Source organism: Oryzicola mucosus (assembly GCF_014534685.1).
Lineage (GTDB): Bacteria > Pseudomonadota > Alphaproteobacteria > Rhizobiales > Rhizobiaceae > Oryzicola > Oryzicola mucosus.
In genome coordinates, this window is record NZ_JACVVX010000002.1 from 598,602 (window position 1) to 613,843 (window position 15,242).

At 62.4% G+C, this 15,242-nt stretch carries 15 protein-coding genes; 11 read left to right on the forward strand and 4 right to left on the reverse strand.

Annotation, left to right across the window (positions count from 1 at the left end):
• Positions 1–386: 386 nt before the first annotated feature.
• From ICI42_RS09315 to ICI42_RS09325, 3 genes are read left to right on the forward strand one after another with little or no spacing between them, the layout of a single operon-like run.
• Entirely contained in the window at positions 387–701 is a 315-nt protein-coding gene (locus tag ICI42_RS09315) for an ArsR/SmtB family transcription factor (RefSeq protein WP_188164264.1), read from the forward strand.
• Positions 698–1,039: an SRPBCC family protein gene (locus ICI42_RS09320; protein ID WP_188164265.1), complete on the forward strand. Its 342-nt coding sequence runs from the start codon at positions 698–700 to the stop codon at positions 1,037–1,039. Before ICI42_RS09315 ends, ICI42_RS09320 begins: the two co-directional genes overlap by 4 nt.
• Before the next feature lie 40 nt (positions 1,040–1,079).
• Positions 1,080–1,685 carry an ATP-dependent Clp protease proteolytic subunit gene (locus tag ICI42_RS09325; protein WP_188164266.1) on the forward strand — a complete coding sequence of 202 codons (606 nt, stop codon included), beginning with the start codon at positions 1,080–1,082 and terminating at the stop codon, positions 1,683–1,685.
• Positions 1,686–1,802: 117 nt separating this feature from the next.
• Here ICI42_RS09325 and cbiB read toward each other — a convergent pair whose 3' ends face one another.
• Positions 1,803–2,765, reverse strand: a complete 963-nt coding sequence (gene cbiB, locus ICI42_RS09330) for an adenosylcobinamide-phosphate synthase CbiB (RefSeq protein WP_188164267.1) — start codon at positions 2,763–2,765, stop codon at positions 1,803–1,805.
• Between cbiB and cobD the strand changes: the two genes are divergently transcribed.
• Positions 2,764–3,801 (forward strand): threonine-phosphate decarboxylase CobD, encoded by a 1,038-nt coding sequence (gene cobD, locus ICI42_RS09335; RefSeq protein WP_188164268.1) that lies wholly within the window; start codon positions 2,764–2,766, stop codon positions 3,799–3,801. The genes cbiB and cobD overlap by 2 nt on opposite strands.
• Positions 3,798–4,301: a tyrosine phosphatase family protein gene (locus ICI42_RS09340; RefSeq protein ID WP_188164269.1), complete on the forward strand. Its 504-nt coding sequence runs from the start codon at positions 3,798–3,800 to the stop codon at positions 4,299–4,301. Before cobD ends, ICI42_RS09340 begins: the two co-directional genes overlap by 4 nt.
• A 192-nt stretch (positions 4,302–4,493) precedes the next feature.
• Here the strand turns inward: ICI42_RS09340 and ICI42_RS09345 are convergent, their stop codons facing one another.
• A complete protein-coding gene (locus ICI42_RS09345; protein ID WP_188164270.1) occupies positions 4,494–5,468 on the reverse strand; it encodes an adenosine deaminase in 975 nt (324 codons plus the stop codon).
• 101 nt (positions 5,469–5,569) lie between these two features.
• Here ICI42_RS09345 and ubiE point away from each other — a divergent pair, with 101 nt between their 5' ends.
• The 5 genes from ubiE to coaBC all read left to right on the forward strand — a co-directional run bounded on the left by ubiE (position 5,570) and on the right by coaBC (position 9,888).
• Positions 5,570–6,346: a bifunctional demethylmenaquinone methyltransferase/2-methoxy-6-polyprenyl-1,4-benzoquinol methylase UbiE gene (ubiE, locus tag ICI42_RS09350; protein WP_188164271.1), complete on the forward strand. Its 777-nt coding sequence runs from the start codon at positions 5,570–5,572 to the stop codon at positions 6,344–6,346.
• A 10-nt stretch (positions 6,347–6,356) separates the two neighbouring features.
• On the forward strand, positions 6,357–7,931 hold the full coding sequence (gene ubiB, locus ICI42_RS09355) for a 2-polyprenylphenol 6-hydroxylase (RefSeq protein WP_188164272.1): 1,575 nt from the start codon (positions 6,357–6,359) through the stop codon (positions 7,929–7,931).
• Between the two features lie 63 nt (positions 7,932–7,994).
• Entirely contained in the window at positions 7,995–8,252 is a 258-nt protein-coding gene (locus ICI42_RS09360) for a FitA-like ribbon-helix-helix domain-containing protein (protein ID WP_188164273.1), read from the forward strand.
• The gene (locus tag ICI42_RS09365) at positions 8,249–8,674 is read left to right on the forward strand and encodes a type II toxin-antitoxin system VapC family toxin (RefSeq protein WP_188164274.1); all 426 of its coding nucleotides are present in this window, start codon (positions 8,249–8,251) and stop codon (positions 8,672–8,674) included. The genes ICI42_RS09360 and ICI42_RS09365 overlap by 4 nt, the downstream gene beginning before the upstream one ends.
• Complete coding sequence (gene coaBC, locus ICI42_RS09370; protein WP_188164275.1) at positions 8,671–9,888, forward strand: bifunctional phosphopantothenoylcysteine decarboxylase/phosphopantothenate--cysteine ligase CoaBC; 1,218 nt, start codon at positions 8,671–8,673, stop codon at positions 9,886–9,888. The genes ICI42_RS09365 and coaBC overlap by 4 nt, the downstream gene beginning before the upstream one ends.
• A gap of 38 nt (positions 9,889–9,926) precedes the next feature.
• Here coaBC and gyrB read toward each other — a convergent pair whose 3' ends face one another.
• Positions 9,927–12,398, reverse strand: coding sequence for a DNA topoisomerase (ATP-hydrolyzing) subunit B (gene gyrB, locus ICI42_RS09375; RefSeq protein ID WP_188164276.1), 2,472 nt, complete (start codon positions 12,396–12,398; stop codon positions 9,927–9,929).
• A gap of 357 nt (positions 12,399–12,755) precedes the next feature.
• On the opposite strand from gyrB, the gene ICI42_RS09380 reads away from it, so the two are divergent.
• On the forward strand, positions 12,756–14,654 hold the full coding sequence (locus ICI42_RS09380) for a PAS domain-containing sensor histidine kinase (RefSeq protein ID WP_188164277.1): 1,899 nt from the start codon (positions 12,756–12,758) through the stop codon (positions 14,652–14,654).
• On the opposite strand, the gene ICI42_RS09385 is transcribed toward ICI42_RS09380, so the two are convergent.
• Positions 14,651–15,100, reverse strand: coding sequence for a response regulator (locus ICI42_RS09385; RefSeq protein WP_188164278.1), 450 nt, complete (start codon positions 15,098–15,100; stop codon positions 14,651–14,653). The genes ICI42_RS09380 and ICI42_RS09385 overlap by 4 nt on opposite strands.
• Positions 15,101–15,242 lie beyond the last annotated feature (142 nt).

Here is a 15,242-nt window from a genome sequence, read left to right on the forward strand (position 1 = left end):
CGTCGGTTCGGCAAGCGCTCCAGGTTGCCCCCTCTGTCCTCCTGCGCTTGCCGAAGGGCGGACATCTCCCCTCTGGTGGAGAAAAACTATCGCAGATCGTGTGAGGCACCCCCTCACCGGTTTGCTTCGCAAACCACCTCTCCCCCTGCCCGGGGGAGAGGAACCGCTCCTTCGAAAGGCGCATTCTCCGCAGAACTTGGGTTCCTCTCCCCCACAAAATGGGGGAGAGGTGGCGAGCGCAGCGAGCCGGTGAGGGGGACTTGCGCAGCTAATTTTTCATATTCTATCGCCTCTCCACGAAGGAAGCGTCGCAAGTTTAGCCGCCTGAATCATTGCGCAACTATTGCCGCTTGCCAATGAAATAAGTCCGTGCTTATGTATCTGTCATGACGCATGACCAGATATTCAAGGCGCTTGCCGACCCGACCCGCCGGACGATCTTCGAGCGTCTGGCGACGAGCGGGCACAATGCCAGCGAATTGCGCGAGGGGCTGAGCATCAGCCAGCCGGCGATGTCGCAGCATCTCGCCGTTCTGCGCGCCGCCGGGCTGGTGCGCGAGCAGCGGCAGGGCCGCTTCGTCAACTATGAAGTGGATCCGGATGGGCTCGCCAGCATCGGCGAATGGCTCGCCAAATACCGTGCCTACTGGCCGGCGCGCATCGACGATCTCAAGACCCTGCTGAAGGATATGGACCAATGACGGACCGCGCCGGCGACGCACAGCAGACCTTCGAATATGAACTCGACGCACCGCCCGCCAAGGTCTGGCGCGCCGTGACGATTCCGGAATATCGCGAGCACTGGCTGCCGAACAAGGTCTTGGCCGACCAGGCGCCCTTGTCGATCGTACCGGGAGAGATGGTGCGTTACGCCTTGCGCGACGAGGACGCGCCGTTCCGTGAGAGCGAAGTCACCTTCGAACTGAGCCCGGCGGATGATGGCGGCACGCTGTTCCGGATCATCCATCGGATGGCGCTTCCAGAAAGGCTGGAGGCGGCGAATTCCAACAGCCCACCGGCCATGATGCGCGCCGCCTGACAGCCAAACCCCACTTCCAACTGACGCAAGGAGTTCGCCGATGCGCGAAGCGATGCAACTCGTCCCTATGGTGGTCGAACAATCCAGCCGTGGCGAGCGGTCTTTCGACATTTATTCCCGGCTGCTGCGCGAGCGGATCATCTTCCTCAATGGCGAGGTCAACGACACGATGTCCGCGCTCGTCTGCGCGCAACTGCTGTTTCTCGAGGCCGAGAACCCCAAGAAGCCGATCCATCTCTACATCAATTCCTATGGCGGCGTGGTGACCAGCGGGCTCGCCATGTACGATACGATGCAGTTTCTGAAGGCGCCGGTATACACGCTGTGCATGGGCACCGCGCGATCGATGGGCTCGTTTCTGCTGATGGCGGGCGAGCCGGGGCATCGCGCCGCACTGCCCAATGCCAGCCTGCATGTGCATCAGCCGCTTGGCGGCTTCCAGGGGCAGGCGTCAGATGTCTTCATCCATGCCGAGGAGATGCAGAAGACCAAGCGGCGCATGATCCGGCTTTATGCCGAACATTGCGGCCGCACGGTCGAGGAGGTCGAACGCACCCTCGATCGCGACCACTTCATGACCGCCGAGGAAGGCGTGCAATGGGGCCTTGTCGATCATGTCATGACCGAGCGGCCCGAAGAAGATTAGCAAACGCGGCTGTGGTTTGGCTGGCGCTCCATGTTGCCGTAGTGCGGCGGACGACTGTATCGGCGGTTGTCGTGCCAAGGCTCGGGCCGGCGATGATGCGCGGTTATACGACCATTCCTACCACAGCAGCAGACCGATCAAGCCGAAGCCGGCGACCATGATCAGATCGGCGCTCCAGTAAAGCCGCAGCGCCTTGCGAATGTCGGCGGCATTGGCTTGCCTGCGGCCGCCTTCGCCCATGAAACTGTCGTCGACCAGCACGCCGCCGTAAGATCGGGGACCGGCGAGCGCCAGCCCAAGCGCGCCGGCCATGGCGGCTTCCGGCCAGCCGGCATTGGGCGACCGGTGGTTCTTCGCGTCGCGCCAGACGGCTTTCCAGGCCCGTGCCGGATCGGCGCCCGGAACAAGAACTGCGGCGAGCACGATCAGCAATGCCGTCAGCCGCGACGCCGGCAGGTTGATAAGGTCGTCGAAGCGCGCCGCCGCCCAGCCGAAGGCGCCATGCCGTTCGGTCTTGTGGCCGATCATCGAATCGGCGGTGTTGGCGGCCTTGTAGGCAGCGCCCCCTGCGAAGCCGCCGGCAGCCAGCCAGAAAGCGGGCGCGACGATGCCGTCGGAAAAATTCTCCGCCAGGCTTTCGATGGCCGCGCGGCTGACGCCGGCTTCGTCCAGCGCTTCGGGGTCGCGGCCGACGATCATCGACACCGCCTTGCGTCCGGCAGGCAGCCCGCCGGTTTCGAGCGCTTCGGCAACGGCTGCTACATGGCTCGCCAGGCTGCGCTGGGCCAGAAGCGTGCTGGCGGCCAGCGCAGTCAGAACGATGCCGAAAGGCACGAGGCCGAACAGTTGGGCCAGGCCATCGGCTATGCCCGCCGGAACCAGCACGATGACCAGCAGCGCCACGACACCCAGGACGCGACGCATCGTGTCGCTGTCGGATGCGCGGTTGAGGCTTTTGTCCAGACAGGTTATCAGCCTGCCGATCCAGATCACGGGATGGCCGACAGCCCTGACCAGACGGTCGGGATAGCCGAGGCACAGTTCGGCAAGAAGCGACAGGAAGGCGAGCGGAAAAAACATGGCGCTTCTGGGCGAGGTGAAACCGGTCGAGCATGGCGGCAGCATCGAGACAGCGCGACGGCTGTTTCCCAAGGCTCCCGAACCGATCCTCGACCTGTCGACGGGGATCAATCCGCACTCCTATCCGCTTTTCGACCTGCCCGCCACAACCTTGACGCGGCTTCCAGAGCCGGGCGCCGCGCGCAAACTGGCCGAGGTGGCCGCTGCCGCCTATCGCGTTCCCTCCGCGGTCCATGTGGTTCCCGCACCCGGAACGCAGATCCTGTTGCCGCGCGTGGCCTCGCTCGTTGCGCCGGGCACAGCACTGGTGCTTGGCCCGACCTATCGGGAACATGCCCGTGCCGCTGCCATCGCCGGGCATGCGGTGACGGAGGTTGCGGACTTCGCAGCACTCGCCGATGCCGACCTGGCTGTCGTGGTCAATCCGAACAATCCCGACGGGCGCATCGTCTCGCGCGAAAATCTGCTCGGCCTTGCCGCGCATCTCAGAAAGAAGGGCGGGCTTCTCGTCGTTGACGAAGCGTTCATGGATGTCGGCCCGCGCGCCGAGAGCCTTGCGGGCGATGTCGTCGCAGGCGGGGTGGTCGTGCTGCGTTCCTTTGGCAAATTCTTCGGCCTTGCCGGTGTCCGGCTCGGCTTCGCGCTGGCCGATTCCAAAACGGCGGCGCTGCTGTCGTTACAACTCGGGCCCTGGTCGGTGGCGGGGCCAGCGCTCGACTATGGGCTGAAGGCTCTGGCGGATACGGCATGGCAGGATGCCGTGCGGGCGCGGCTGACGGACGGGGCCGAACGGCTGGACGCGCTGTTCTCGTCGGCCGGCGTGTCGGTCAAGGGCGGCACAAGCCTGTTCCGCCACATCGACCTGGCTAGCGCCTCCGATCTATTTCAGGCGCTCGGCCGCCAGGGTATTCTGCTGCGTCGCTTCGCCGATCGACCGAGCCAATTGCGCTGCGGTCTGCCGGGCTCGGAAGCGGAGTGGTCGAGACTTGAAGCCGCGCTGAAGACGTGGCGCAATGAGGGGGAGCCGCGCTCTTGATCCATGTCTGTCCGCTGTCGAAGGTCGCGGAAACCGCCGAAAGCATCGGCGCGCGCCGCATGATCACGCTGCTCAATGCGGGAACGCCGGTCATTCGTCCGGCTGGCATAGCCGAGCAGGATCACCTCTACTTGTCGATGAACGATATCTTCGAAGCGCAGGACGGCTTGATGCTGCCGGGCGAGGAGCATGTGCGAACGCTGCTCGATTTCGCCCACAGCTGGGACCGTTCGGCGCCGCTTCTGATCCATTGCTTTGCCGGGGTCAGCCGGTCGACCGCCTCCGCCTACATCATCGCATCGGCGCTTGCGCCCCACCGCGACGAAGAAGAGCTTGCAACCACTTTACGGCGGCTTTCGCCGTCGGCCACGCCCAATCCGCGGCTCATCGCCGTTGCCGACATCATCCTGGGCCGGGAGGGGAGAATGGTGGAGGCCATTAAGCGCATCGGCCGAGGCGCTGATTGCTTCGAAGGCAATGCGTTCGCGTTGTCCATCTGATTCGTCATACCGGGCAAGCGAGGCGAAGCCGAGCGCGACCCGGGTATCCATTCCGTGACATTTCCATGATCGGCCACGGTTCGGAATTGCAGTTTTTTCTGAACCGAAATGCCTGTGTCTTTGGTCACAGAATGGATTGCCGGGTTTCCGCCGCGCTGCGCTCGGCTCCACCCGGGAATTACGAACCTTCAATTACCTTTTATGCCCGTCCAGCCGCGCCAGAAGCGCTGCCTTGGTCTTGCGGTCGACGAAGGCGGCTTCGATTGCCGTGCGCGTAATGCCCATCAGCACCTTCTCGCTCATGCCGAACTCTTCAGCGGCGATGTCGTATTCCCGTTTCAGCGAGGTCCAGAAATAGGGCGGATCGTCGGAATTGAGCGTCACCTTGCAGCCGGCATCCTTCAGCGCCGGGAAGGGGTGATGAGCGAAATCCGGATAAACCTTCAGCGCCACGTTCGAACTGGGACAGCACTCCAGAACCACGCCTTCGTCGGCGATGCGGCGCACCAGATCGGGGTTTTCGATGGCGCGTACGCCATGGCCGATCCGGGCAGGGCGAATGTGATCCAGCGCGGCCTGCACGCTTTCCCAACCCGCCAGTTCTCCGGCATGGACGGTGATGCCGAGGCCTGCCTCGCGGGCGATCTCGAAGGCGCGGACATAGTCTTCGACGTCGCCGTGGCGTTCTTCTCCCGCCATGCCGAAGCCGGTCACCAGCGGGTGCTTGCACCTGACCGCGAAGCGCGCGGCCGCCTCGACCGATTCGACGCCGAAATGGCGCACGCCGGTCACGATCATCCGCGCCTCGATGCCGGTCTTGGCCATGGCGCGCTGCATGCCTTCGCCCAGCGCATCGGTATAGGCTTGCGGCGACAGGCCGGCCTTGGTCGCATGGTCGGGCGAGGTGAAGATTTCTGAGTAGATTGCCCCTTCGCGGGCAAGGCTGGACAGATAGTGATCGGCCAGCTTGGCGTAGTCCTCCTCGCTGCGAAACAGATCGGCCGCGAAGTCGTAAGCCGCGAGAAACGATGTGAAATCGTGCCAGACGAAGGCACCGTCCTGAATATAAGCGGAAGTCTCCTTGCCGTATTTCTGCGCCTGCCGGATCACCAGTTCGGGCGCTGCCGCACCCTCGATGTGGCAGTGTAGTTCGGCTTTCAATGGCATGCGTAATTCCTTCGTGAAGCGCGGCCGAACACCGCGCTTAAAGAAATAGCGCGGTGGGGTGTGATCGGCTATGGTCCCGCCGAATTTGATTGGACACGATCATGTCAGAAGAACGGACGACCGCCCAAGGCGGGATGGAAACCTCATACGGCTTCAAGACTGTCGGCCCCGGTGAAAAGCAGGGTCTGGTCAACGACGTCTTCCACAAGGTTGCGAAACGCTACGACATCATGAACGATCTGATGTCGGCGGGCCTGCACCGCGCGTGGAAGGATGGGCTGGTTTCCTGGCTCAATCCTTCAAAACGAGCGGGCTGGCACGTGCTTGACGTCGCAGGCGGCACGGGCGACATCGGTTTCCGCATCGTCGACGCGTCGCATGGCAATGCCCGCGCGACCGTGCTCGACATCAACGGCTCGATGCTGTCGGTGGGCGAGGAACGGGCGCGTAAGCGCGGACTCGCCGACAATGTCGATTTCGTCGAGGCGAGCGCCGAGGAATTGCCGTTTCCCGACGAAACCTTCGACGCCTATACGATCTCTTTCGGCATCCGCAACGTGCCGCGCATCGACGTCGCGCTGTCTGAAGCGTTTCGCGTGCTCAAGCCAGGCGGGCGCTTCCTGTGCCTGGAATTCTCCGATGTCGAAATGCCGATCCTCGACAAGATTTACGAGAAATGGTCGTTCGAGGCCATTCCCCGTATCGGCAAGATGGTCACCGGCGACGGCGAACCCTACGCCTATCTCGTGGAATCCATCCGCAAATTCCCCAACCAGGAGAATTTCGCCGCGATGATTTCGCGCGCCGGCTTCAGCCGCGTCAGCTTCCGCAACTATTCCGGCGGCATCTCCGCCCTGCATTCGGGCTGGAAGCTTTGACGGTTCTGGCATGAGTTCGATCGGAGCTTCTTTCAGGCTGGCGCATGCCGGCTGGATTCTCGTGCGGGAGGGTGTCGTCGCAGCACTTCCCGGCGAAGAGCTGTCCGGCATGCCGAAGCTCGGCTGGCGTTTTGCCAAGCTGTTCACCCGGCATGGCGCGCGGAAATACCGCCGCAGCGACCGCCTCGCCAATGCGATTGCGCGGCTGGGGCCATCCTATGTGAAGCTCGGCCAGTTCCTGGCGACCCGGCCCGACGTGGTCGGAAACGACATCGCGCTCGATCTCGCGCAACTGCAGGACCGGATGCAGACCTTCCCGCAGGCCGCATCGATCGCAGCCATCGAAGGCTCGTTGGGCAGGCCCGTTACGGCGCTGTTCACCGATCTCGGACAGCCGGTGGCGGCAGCTTCCATCGCGCAGGTGCACCCGGCCCATGTCTTGGACGACAGGGGCCAGCGGAAGGTCGCGGTAAAGGTCATCCGCCCCGGCGTGCGCCGCCGCTTCTTCCAGGATCTGGAAAGCTATTTCCTGGCTGCGCGACTGCAGGAGAGGTTCATCCCGTCCTCCCGCCGGCTGCGGCCCGTCGAGGTGACCCAGACGCTGGCCCAGACAACCAAGATCGAGATGGACCTGCGGCTGGAGGCAGCCGCATTGTCGGAGATCGGCGAGAATACCGCCGAGGATCCCGGCTTTCGTGTGCCTTCGGTCGACTGGGAGCGCACCGGTCGCGACGTGCTCACCATGGAGTGGATCGACGGCATCAAGATGAACAATGTCGAGGCGCTGCGCGCTGCCGGCCACGATCTCAAGGCAATCGCCGCAAACCTGATCCAGTCCTTCCTGCGGCACACATTGCGCGACGGTTTCTTCCATGCCGATATGCATCCCGGCAATCTGTTCGTGGAAGCCAATGGCACCATCGTCGCGGTCGATCTCGGCATTTCGGGCCGTCTCGGCAAGAAGGAACGGCGCTTTCTCGCTGAAATCCTCTACGGTTTCATCACGCGGGACTACATGCGGGTGGCGGAAGTGCATTTCGAAGCCGGATACGTTCCGCGCAGCCACGATGTCGCCGCCTTCGCCCAGGCGATCCGCGCCATCGGAGAACCGATCCACGGCCAGCCGGCCGAGACCATCTCGATGGCGAAGCTGTTGACGCTGTTGTTCGAAGTCACCGAACTGTTCGACATGCAGACGCGGCCGGAACTGGTGCTGCTGCAGAAAACCATGGTTGTGGTCGAAGGGGTCGCACGCACCCTCGATCCCGCGTTCAACATGTGGAAGACGGCTGAGCCGGTCGTCGGTAACTGGATCGCCGGCAATCTCGGCCCGCGCGGCCTGTTTGTCGATGCACGCGACGGCGCCGCTTCGGCGCTGTCCCTGCTGCGCCAGGTACCCGAGTTCGTGGCGCGGACCGAGAGGCTGTCGCGCGAGATCGACGCCATGGCGGAAAACGGCCTGCGCTTCGACGATGCCACCGCGCGCGCCATCGGCAGGGCCGAGGCGCGGCACACGCGCTCCGGCCGTATCGCGCTTTGGGTCATCGCGCTGACGCTGCTCTACGTCGCTTGGCACATCGTCTGATAGCAGTGCTAGCATTGCATGCATCGGAGCTTGCGCTTATCTTGAGAGGATAGGAGCGAAGCCATGGGCGCCATTACGGTTCGAAATCTCGACGAAGACATCAAGAAGGCGCTGCGCAAGCGCGCCGCTGAACGCGGCGTGTCGATGGAGCAGGAGGTGCGGGATGTGCTTCGCGATTCGGTCAAGCGCGATTTTGCGCCTGGTGAGCGGCAACTTACGTTTTCTCAGTCGGTCGAAATCCTGAAAGAAAAATACGGAGCCTTTGAGCTTGATATCCCCGAAAGAAGCCAGGCGATGCGCGAGCCCCCGCGCTTTGAATGATGTTCATTCTTGATACGAACGTCATTTCTGAGATTTTCGTGCCGCAACCCGCGCCGGAGGTCTTGGCTTGGATGGATGGCAATGATCGGTCGCACTATTGGGTTACCGCGATTTCGCGGGCAGAGTTGATGCTGGGCCTATGGCTTTTGCCGGAGGGGGCGAGAAAGCAGCGGCTTGCTGGCTTCATCCATGATTTTTTCAGTCAGGTGATGACGAATGCCGTTTTGCCATTCGGTAAGGAAGATGCCGATATATTTGCCGAAGTCGTAGCCCAAAGGCGCGGGGCCGGTAGACCGATCGGCGAATTTGATGCCCAGATCGCAGCCATTGCGAGGCGAACAAATTTTCAGGTCGTGACACGCAATATCCGTGATTTCGAAGATTGCGGCGTCAATCTGGTAAATCCTTGGGAGGCTCGATGACCATTTCCAGCAAGCGGATCCTGCTGATCATCGGCGGTGGCATCGCGGCCTACAAGACGCTCGACCTGATTAGGCGGCTGCGCGAGCGCGGTGCCTCGGTGCGGGCTGTCATGACATCAGCTGCGCAGGAGTTCATCACGCCGTTGTCGGTTGGCGCGTTGACGGCGGATCACGTTTTCACCGAGCTGTTCGACCGGCAGGACGAGCACGATGTCGGCCATATCAGGCTGTCGCGCGAAGCCGATCTGATCGTGGTGGCGCCGGCTACCGCCGATTTGATGGCCAAGCTCGCCGGCGGTCTTGCCAACGATCTCGCCTCCACCGCGCTTCTTGCCACAAACAAGAAGGTGCTGATGGCGCCGGCGATGAATCCGCTGATGTGGTCGCATCCCGCCACCATGCGCAACCGCGCAACCCTGGCAAAGGACGGCGTTCTGTTCGTCGGCCCAAACAAGGGCGAGATGGCCGAGAGCGGCGAGGCTGGCGAAGGCCGCATGGCCGAGCCGCTGGAGATCGTGGAAGCCGTCGAGGCGCTGCTCGACGCCAGCCCGAAACCACTGTCGGGCCGCAAGATCGTCATCACCTCCGGTCCGACGCATGAGCCGATCGACCCGGTGCGCTACATCGCCAACCGCTCTTCCGGCAAGCAGGGTTATGCGCTGGCCGCAGCTCTGGCGCGGCTGGGCGCGGATGTCCGTCTTGTCTCTGGACCCGTTTCGATCCCCGACCCGGCAGGCGTGAAGACCACACATGTCGACACGGCGCGCGAGATGAAGGATGCTGTCGAAGCCTTGCTGCCCGCCGACGCGGCGATTTTCGTCGCCGCCGTCGCCGATTGGCGCACGGAAAGCGAAGAGGGCGAAAAGATCAAGAAGGTTGCGGGCGAGGGCGCGCCGACGCTGAGAATGACCGAAAACCCGGACATTCTCGCCGGCATCGGTCACCACGTGCTAAGGCCTTATCTCGTTGTCGGCTTTGCCGCCGAGACGCGAGATGTCGTGCAGAACGCCCAAGCGAAACTTGCCAGGAAAGGCGCTGATTTCATCGTCGCCAACGATGTCTCGCATGCGGGCGGCGTTATGGGCGGCGACCGCAATACGGTGCGCATCGTTTCCAAATCCGGCATCGAGCAATGGCCCGAGATGGGCAAGGACGAGGTTGCAGCAAAGCTGGCCGCCCTGATTGCCGAGCGGCTGAAGACCGTCGAGGTTTGAACTGAGATGTGGGCCGGATGACCGGCCCACAAAAGCGATCACACGTCCAGGTTCGCAACGCTGAGCGCATTGTCCTGTATGAACTCACGGCGGGGTTCGACTTCGTCGCCCATCAGCCGCGAGAACAGGCTGTCGGCGTCGGTCGCATCGTTCACCTTGACCTGCAGCAGCGAGCGCACATTCGGATCGAGCGTGGTTTCCCACAATTGCTCGGCGTTCATCTCGCCCAGACCTTTGTAGCGCTGCAGCGTCAGGCCTTTGCGACCGGTGGCGAACACGGCTTCCAGAAGCGCCAGCGGACCGGAAATCGTCTCGCTGATGCTATGACGACGCAGGACGGGCGGTTCGGCATAGACCTCGCCGAGCCGTTGGGCATAGCGCTCCAGCGCGCGTGCATCGACCGAGTTGACCAACCCCATGTCGAGCTGGGCGAATTCCTTGACGCCGCGCACCACACGTTCAAGCAGATAGCCGCCGGAGCCGTCATTGGCGGTCGAAACCCGACCGGTCCAGCCGCGTTCGGTATCCTCCGCAATCACGTCCAACTGCTTTGCGATGGTCTCGGCCATGGCGTTGGCGCGGCCCAGGTCGGTGAAGATGTCGGGGTTGAGTGCGCCTGCGATGGCTGCTTGCTCCACCACGCTACGGTTGTAGCGGGTGTGCAGGCCGTTGATGAGATGACGGATGGCGAGCGCGTCGTCGACTGCGGCGCGCAAATCTTTTCCGGCGCGGACCTCGCCCGTGCTCAGCGTCAACGACGCTTCGTCGAGCCCGCTGTTGATCAGGAATTCCTCGAACGCCTCCTGATCCTTGATATATTGCGAGCTTTTGCCGCGCGAAACCTTATAGAGCGGCGGCTGGGCGATGTAGAGATGGCCGCGCTCGATCAGTTCCGGCATCTGCCGGAAGAAGAAGGTCAGCAGCAAGGTGCGGATGTGGGCGCCGTCGACGTCGGCGTCGGTCATGATGATGATCTTGTGGTAGCGCAGCTTGTCGGCGTTGAACTCGTCCTTGCCGATCGAGGTGCCAAGCGCCGTGATCAGCGTGCCGATCATCTCCGAGCCGAGCATACGATCGAAACGCGCCCGCTCCACATTCAGGATCTTGCCGCGCAGCGGCAGGATGGCCTGGTTCTGGCGCGAGCGGCCGCCCTTTGCGGAGCCGCCGGCGGAGTCACCCTCGACGATGAAGATTTCAGACTTCGCCGGGTCCTTCTCCTGGCAATCAGCCAGCTTGCCGGGCAGCGATGTGATGCCGATGGCGCTCTTGCGGGTGATGTCGCGCGCCTTGCGCGCGGCCTCGCGCGCCGCCGCGGCCTGGATCACCTTGTCCATGACGACGCGCGCCTCGGTGGGGTGTTCTTCCAGCCACGTTCCCAGCGCTTCGTTGACCAGGCTTTCGACAACCGGCCGCACTTCGGAGGAGACAAGCTTGTCCTTGGTCTGCGACGAGAATTTCGGGTCGGGCACCTTCACCGAGAGAACGGCGGTCAGGCCTTCGCGTGAATCGTCGCCGGTCAGCGACACCTTTTCCTTCTTGGCGATGCCGGACGTGTCGGCATAGCCGATGATCTGGCGGGTCAGCGCGCCGCGGAAGCCGGCGAGGTGCGTGCCGCCGTCGCGCTGCGGGATGTTGTTGGTAAAGGCCAGCACGTTCTCGTGGTAGCTGTCGTTCCACCACATCGCGACCTCGACCGTGATGCCGTCGCGCTCGGCGCGGATGGCAATCGGCGCCGAGGTCAGCGGCTTCTTGGAGCGGTCGAGATATTTGACGAACTCTTCCAGCCCGCCTTCATAGAACAGCTCCTGCACCTTGATGTCGGCATGACGCTTGTCGCTGAGGACGATGCGAACGCCGGAGTTCAGGAAGGCGAGTTCGCGCAGGCGATGCTCCAGCGTTCCATAATCGAACTCCACCATGGTGAAGGTCTCGGCCGAGGGGAAAAAGCTGATCTCGCTGCCGCTGCGGCCCTCATTGGTGCCAGGCGTCTTGTTCGCCTCGTAGCTGCCCGTCATCTTCAGCGGCGCGTCGGCCACGCCATGGGTGAAGCTCATCTCGTAGATGCCGCCATTGCGGCGGATCTTCAGCTTCAGCCAGGCCGACAGCGCGTTGACGACGGAGACGCCGACGCCATGCAGGCCGCCGGACACCTTGTAGGAATTCTGGTCGAACTTTCCGCCGGCATGCAACTGGGTCATGATGACCTCGGCAGCTGAAATGCCTTCGCCGGTGTGGATATCGGTGGGAATGCCGCGACCGTTGTCGGTCACGGTGACCGACCCGTCCGGGTTGAGCGTGACGGTGACGAGATCGGCATGGCCGGCAAGCGCTTCGTCGATGGCGTTGTCGACGACCTCATACACCATGTGGTGGAGGCCGGAGCCGTCGTCTGTGTCGCCGATATACATGCCTGGCCGCTTGCGGACGGCGTCTAGGCCTTTCAGCACCTTGATCGAATCGGCGCCATATTCGGCCTGTTCGCCAGGAAGGTTTTCTGACTGGTCGCTCATGAATTGCTTTCGTCTGGTAGTCCTGGAGAGACGCCGTGCAACGGTTTGCGAATCGTGCGTCTGCGGAACGCTAGATATAGGCTTTTGCTGCCGGCTTTCCAAGTTTTCCGGGGCATTTGGATGGCTCAATGCACGGGAAAACCACAGCTTTCGGCCATTAATCCGACATTGCGCCGCCAATCTTCGGAAAGCCGCCGCGCTGGGGAACGACACAAGCTCGACAGGCAAAGATTTTCCTTCTCAAAATGCCCGCTCATCCCGTTATATCTCTTGAACTTTCAGAGGCTTGGTCCATCTTCACGCAGGACAGCCACCCTGTCTTCCCGCCAAAGTTTGCTATCGGAGTGCAGATTTTCCATGCCGACGACCTTGTTTCCGAAGGCAGACAAGACAGTTCATCCGGTTGCACCTGACACCATGCTAGCCTTTATCAACGCGCGGGACTGGTCGTCGACGCCGCTTGGTCCGATCACCGACTGGCCGCCGACTGTCCGGGTCAGCGTCAGGTTGATGCTGTCGTCGGCTTTGCCGATGTGCCTCATGGTCGGCCGCGAAGGGATCATGATCTACAACGACGCCTATATCGAGGTGGCGGGCGGCCGGCATCCCGGCTCGCTGGGGTCTTCGGTTTTCGATAGCTGGCCCGAAGTGGCCGATTTCAATCGCGACGTGATCGACACCGTCATGCAGGGAAAAGCGCTGGCATTTGAAAACCAGCACTTCGTCTTTCACCGCAACGGCGCTGCCGAGGATGTCTGGCTCGACCTCGACTACAGCCCCGTCCTAGGCGAGGACGGAGAGGCGATTGCCACGCTGGCCATTCTTTCGGACATGACCAAGCGCGTGCTGGTCGAGCGAGCGCTGGCGCGCAGCGAGGAGCGCCTGTCGATGGCGTTTTCCGCCTCGGGGATCGCAGGCGCCTGGGATTGGAAGATCGATTCCGATGTGGTGATCACCAACAGCCATTTCGCTGTCATGTATGGCGTTTCGCGGGACGAGGCGGAGAAAGGCGTGCCGATCACGCGGTTCTTCGATGCTGTCCATCCCGACGACCGCCCAAGTCTGTCGAGAGCGATCGACCAGGCGGTTCAGGATCGCAAGGATTTCCGCGCCGAATACCGGCTCATCGACGAGCAGGGAAAGCAACGCTGGATCATGGCGACGGGCAAGGTTGTCTCCGATGCGACGACCGGCGAACTACGCCTTCCCGGCGTCATCATCGACATCACCGAGCGCAAGGCGTTCGAAGAAGCTCTGGCTGCCAGCGAAGCGGGCTTCCGCACCTTGGCCGATACGATGCCGCAAATGGTGTGGTCGACGCTGCCGGACGGTTATCACGATTACTACAACGCCAGATGGTACGAATATACAGGCGTGCCGGAAGGCAGCACGGACGGCGAGGCGTGGAGCGGCATGTTCCATCCCGACGACCGCGAGCGGGCGTTTCAGACATGGGACCACTCGCTGCGGACCGGCGAGCCTTATCAGATCGAGTACCGGCTTCGGCATCATTCCGGCGAATATCGTTGGACGCTGGGCCGCGCTCTGCCCATCCGCAACGAGGCCGGCGAGATCATCCGCTGGATCGGCACCTGCACCGACATTCACGAGACCAAGCTTGCCTCGGAAGAGCGTGAGATGGTGGCGCAGGAATTGAGCCACCGGATCAAGAACATCTTCTCCGTGCTCAACGGCATCATCAGCCTCTCATCGCGCTCCTACCCCGAGATCAAGCCGCTCACCAACGAGTTGCGCCAGCGCATCGCGGCGATGGGAAAGGCGCATGATTTCGTCCGGCCGCACAGCAGCGCGTCCAAGCCGGCGGCCAACCAGAGTTCACTCTGGGCGCTGATCACGGAACTGGTCGCGCCGCACCAGGGCGCCGGCGCCCAGCGCATCGTTCTGGAAGGCGACGATCCTATCATCGACGATGGCGCGGCGACGCCGTTGGCGCTGATCTTCCACGAACTTGCGACGAACGCTGCCAAATATGGCGCGCTCGGCACACAGGATGGTCAGATTCATCTGTCGAGCGTGTTGGAGGGCAGCAATTATCGCATGGTTTGGAAGGAGCACGGGGGACAGCCGATATCGCCGGATACTCGTAAAGAAGGGTTCGGCACCAAGCTGATCGCGCTCAGCGTCCAGGGCCAACTCAATGGCTCGATCGAACGTTACTGGGATGAGGATGGGCTGCGCGTCGAATTGCTGCTTCCGGCAGCGCAGTTGAACAAGTCAACCACGCTGCGGAATTAGCTGCCGGCCTGCGCCGAGATCATCTCGGCATCATTGGCGTTGCCCGGAGCGAACAGACGAAGGCGGGCAGGGGGCTGTGCCTCCATGCGGCTGCGATGCGCGACCGCGAAAGCCACTGCTTCTTTCAATTCGTCTTCCATCACCGGCTTTGGGAGGACGCCGATGGTGCCGGGAATGCCGTCGCCAAGCTGCGAAGGATTGGCGGTCATGAACAGGACGGTAATACCATAGGTCTCAGCAAGGGTTCTGCCGATAAATTGGCCGGTAGGCCCATCGCGCAGGTTAAGGTCTACCAATGCGATCTCCGCATTGGGCGCTAGGTCGAGCGCTGTCTTGGCGTCCGCTGCAATGCCCACTGGCCTGTGACCTAGATCGGCCACCATGCTCTCAATGTCGGTAGCCACAAAGATCTCGTCTTCGACCACCAGAATGCTGCAATGCTTCATTTTTCCTACTCTTGTTTCGGTACTGGCCGGCTATGATCCTCCGTTTAGTTTGCCGGGCTACAAAGTCGTACTGGCCTGAGTAACTCTCCCAAACGAGATAGGTTGCAGTGCAACCAGAGATTCTATTTCGAAGTCTCAAGGC

What these genes read in the sequence shown, in the direction of transcription:
- ICI42_RS09315 (WP_188164264.1), top strand. Translation starts at nt 387, where the DNA reads ATGACGCATGACCAGATATTCAAGGCGCTTGCCGACCCGACCCGCCGG.
- ICI42_RS09320 (WP_188164265.1), top strand. Translation starts at nt 698, where the DNA reads ATGACGGACCGCGCCGGCGACGCACAGCAGACCTTCGAATATGAACTC.
- ICI42_RS09325 (WP_188164266.1), top strand. Translation starts at nt 1,080, where the DNA reads ATGCGCGAAGCGATGCAACTCGTCCCTATGGTGGTCGAACAATCCAGC.
- cobD (WP_188164268.1), top strand. Translation starts at nt 2,764, where the DNA reads ATGGCGCTTCTGGGCGAGGTGAAACCGGTCGAGCATGGCGGCAGCATC.
- cbiB (WP_188164267.1), bottom strand. Translation starts at nt 2,765, where the DNA reads ATGTTTTTTCCGCTCGCCTTCCTGTCGCTTCTTGCCGAACTGTGCCTC.
- ICI42_RS09345 (WP_188164270.1), bottom strand. Translation starts at nt 5,468, where the DNA reads ATGCCATTGAAAGCCGAACTACACTGCCACATCGAGGGTGCGGCAGCG.
- ubiE (WP_188164271.1), top strand. Translation starts at nt 5,570, where the DNA reads ATGTCAGAAGAACGGACGACCGCCCAAGGCGGGATGGAAACCTCATAC.
- ubiB (WP_188164272.1), top strand. Translation starts at nt 6,357, where the DNA reads ATGAGTTCGATCGGAGCTTCTTTCAGGCTGGCGCATGCCGGCTGGATT.
- ICI42_RS09360 (WP_188164273.1), top strand. Translation starts at nt 7,995, where the DNA reads ATGGGCGCCATTACGGTTCGAAATCTCGACGAAGACATCAAGAAGGCG.
- ICI42_RS09365 (WP_188164274.1), top strand. Translation starts at nt 8,249, where the DNA reads ATGATGTTCATTCTTGATACGAACGTCATTTCTGAGATTTTCGTGCCG.
- coaBC (WP_188164275.1), top strand. Translation starts at nt 8,671, where the DNA reads ATGACCATTTCCAGCAAGCGGATCCTGCTGATCATCGGCGGTGGCATC.
- gyrB (WP_188164276.1), bottom strand. Translation starts at nt 12,398, where the DNA reads ATGAGCGACCAGTCAGAAAACCTTCCTGGCGAACAGGCCGAATATGGC.
- ICI42_RS09380 (WP_188164277.1), top strand. Translation starts at nt 12,756, where the DNA reads ATGCCGACGACCTTGTTTCCGAAGGCAGACAAGACAGTTCATCCGGTT.
- ICI42_RS09385 (WP_188164278.1), bottom strand. Translation starts at nt 15,100, where the DNA reads ATGAAGCATTGCAGCATTCTGGTGGTCGAAGACGAGATCTTTGTGGCT.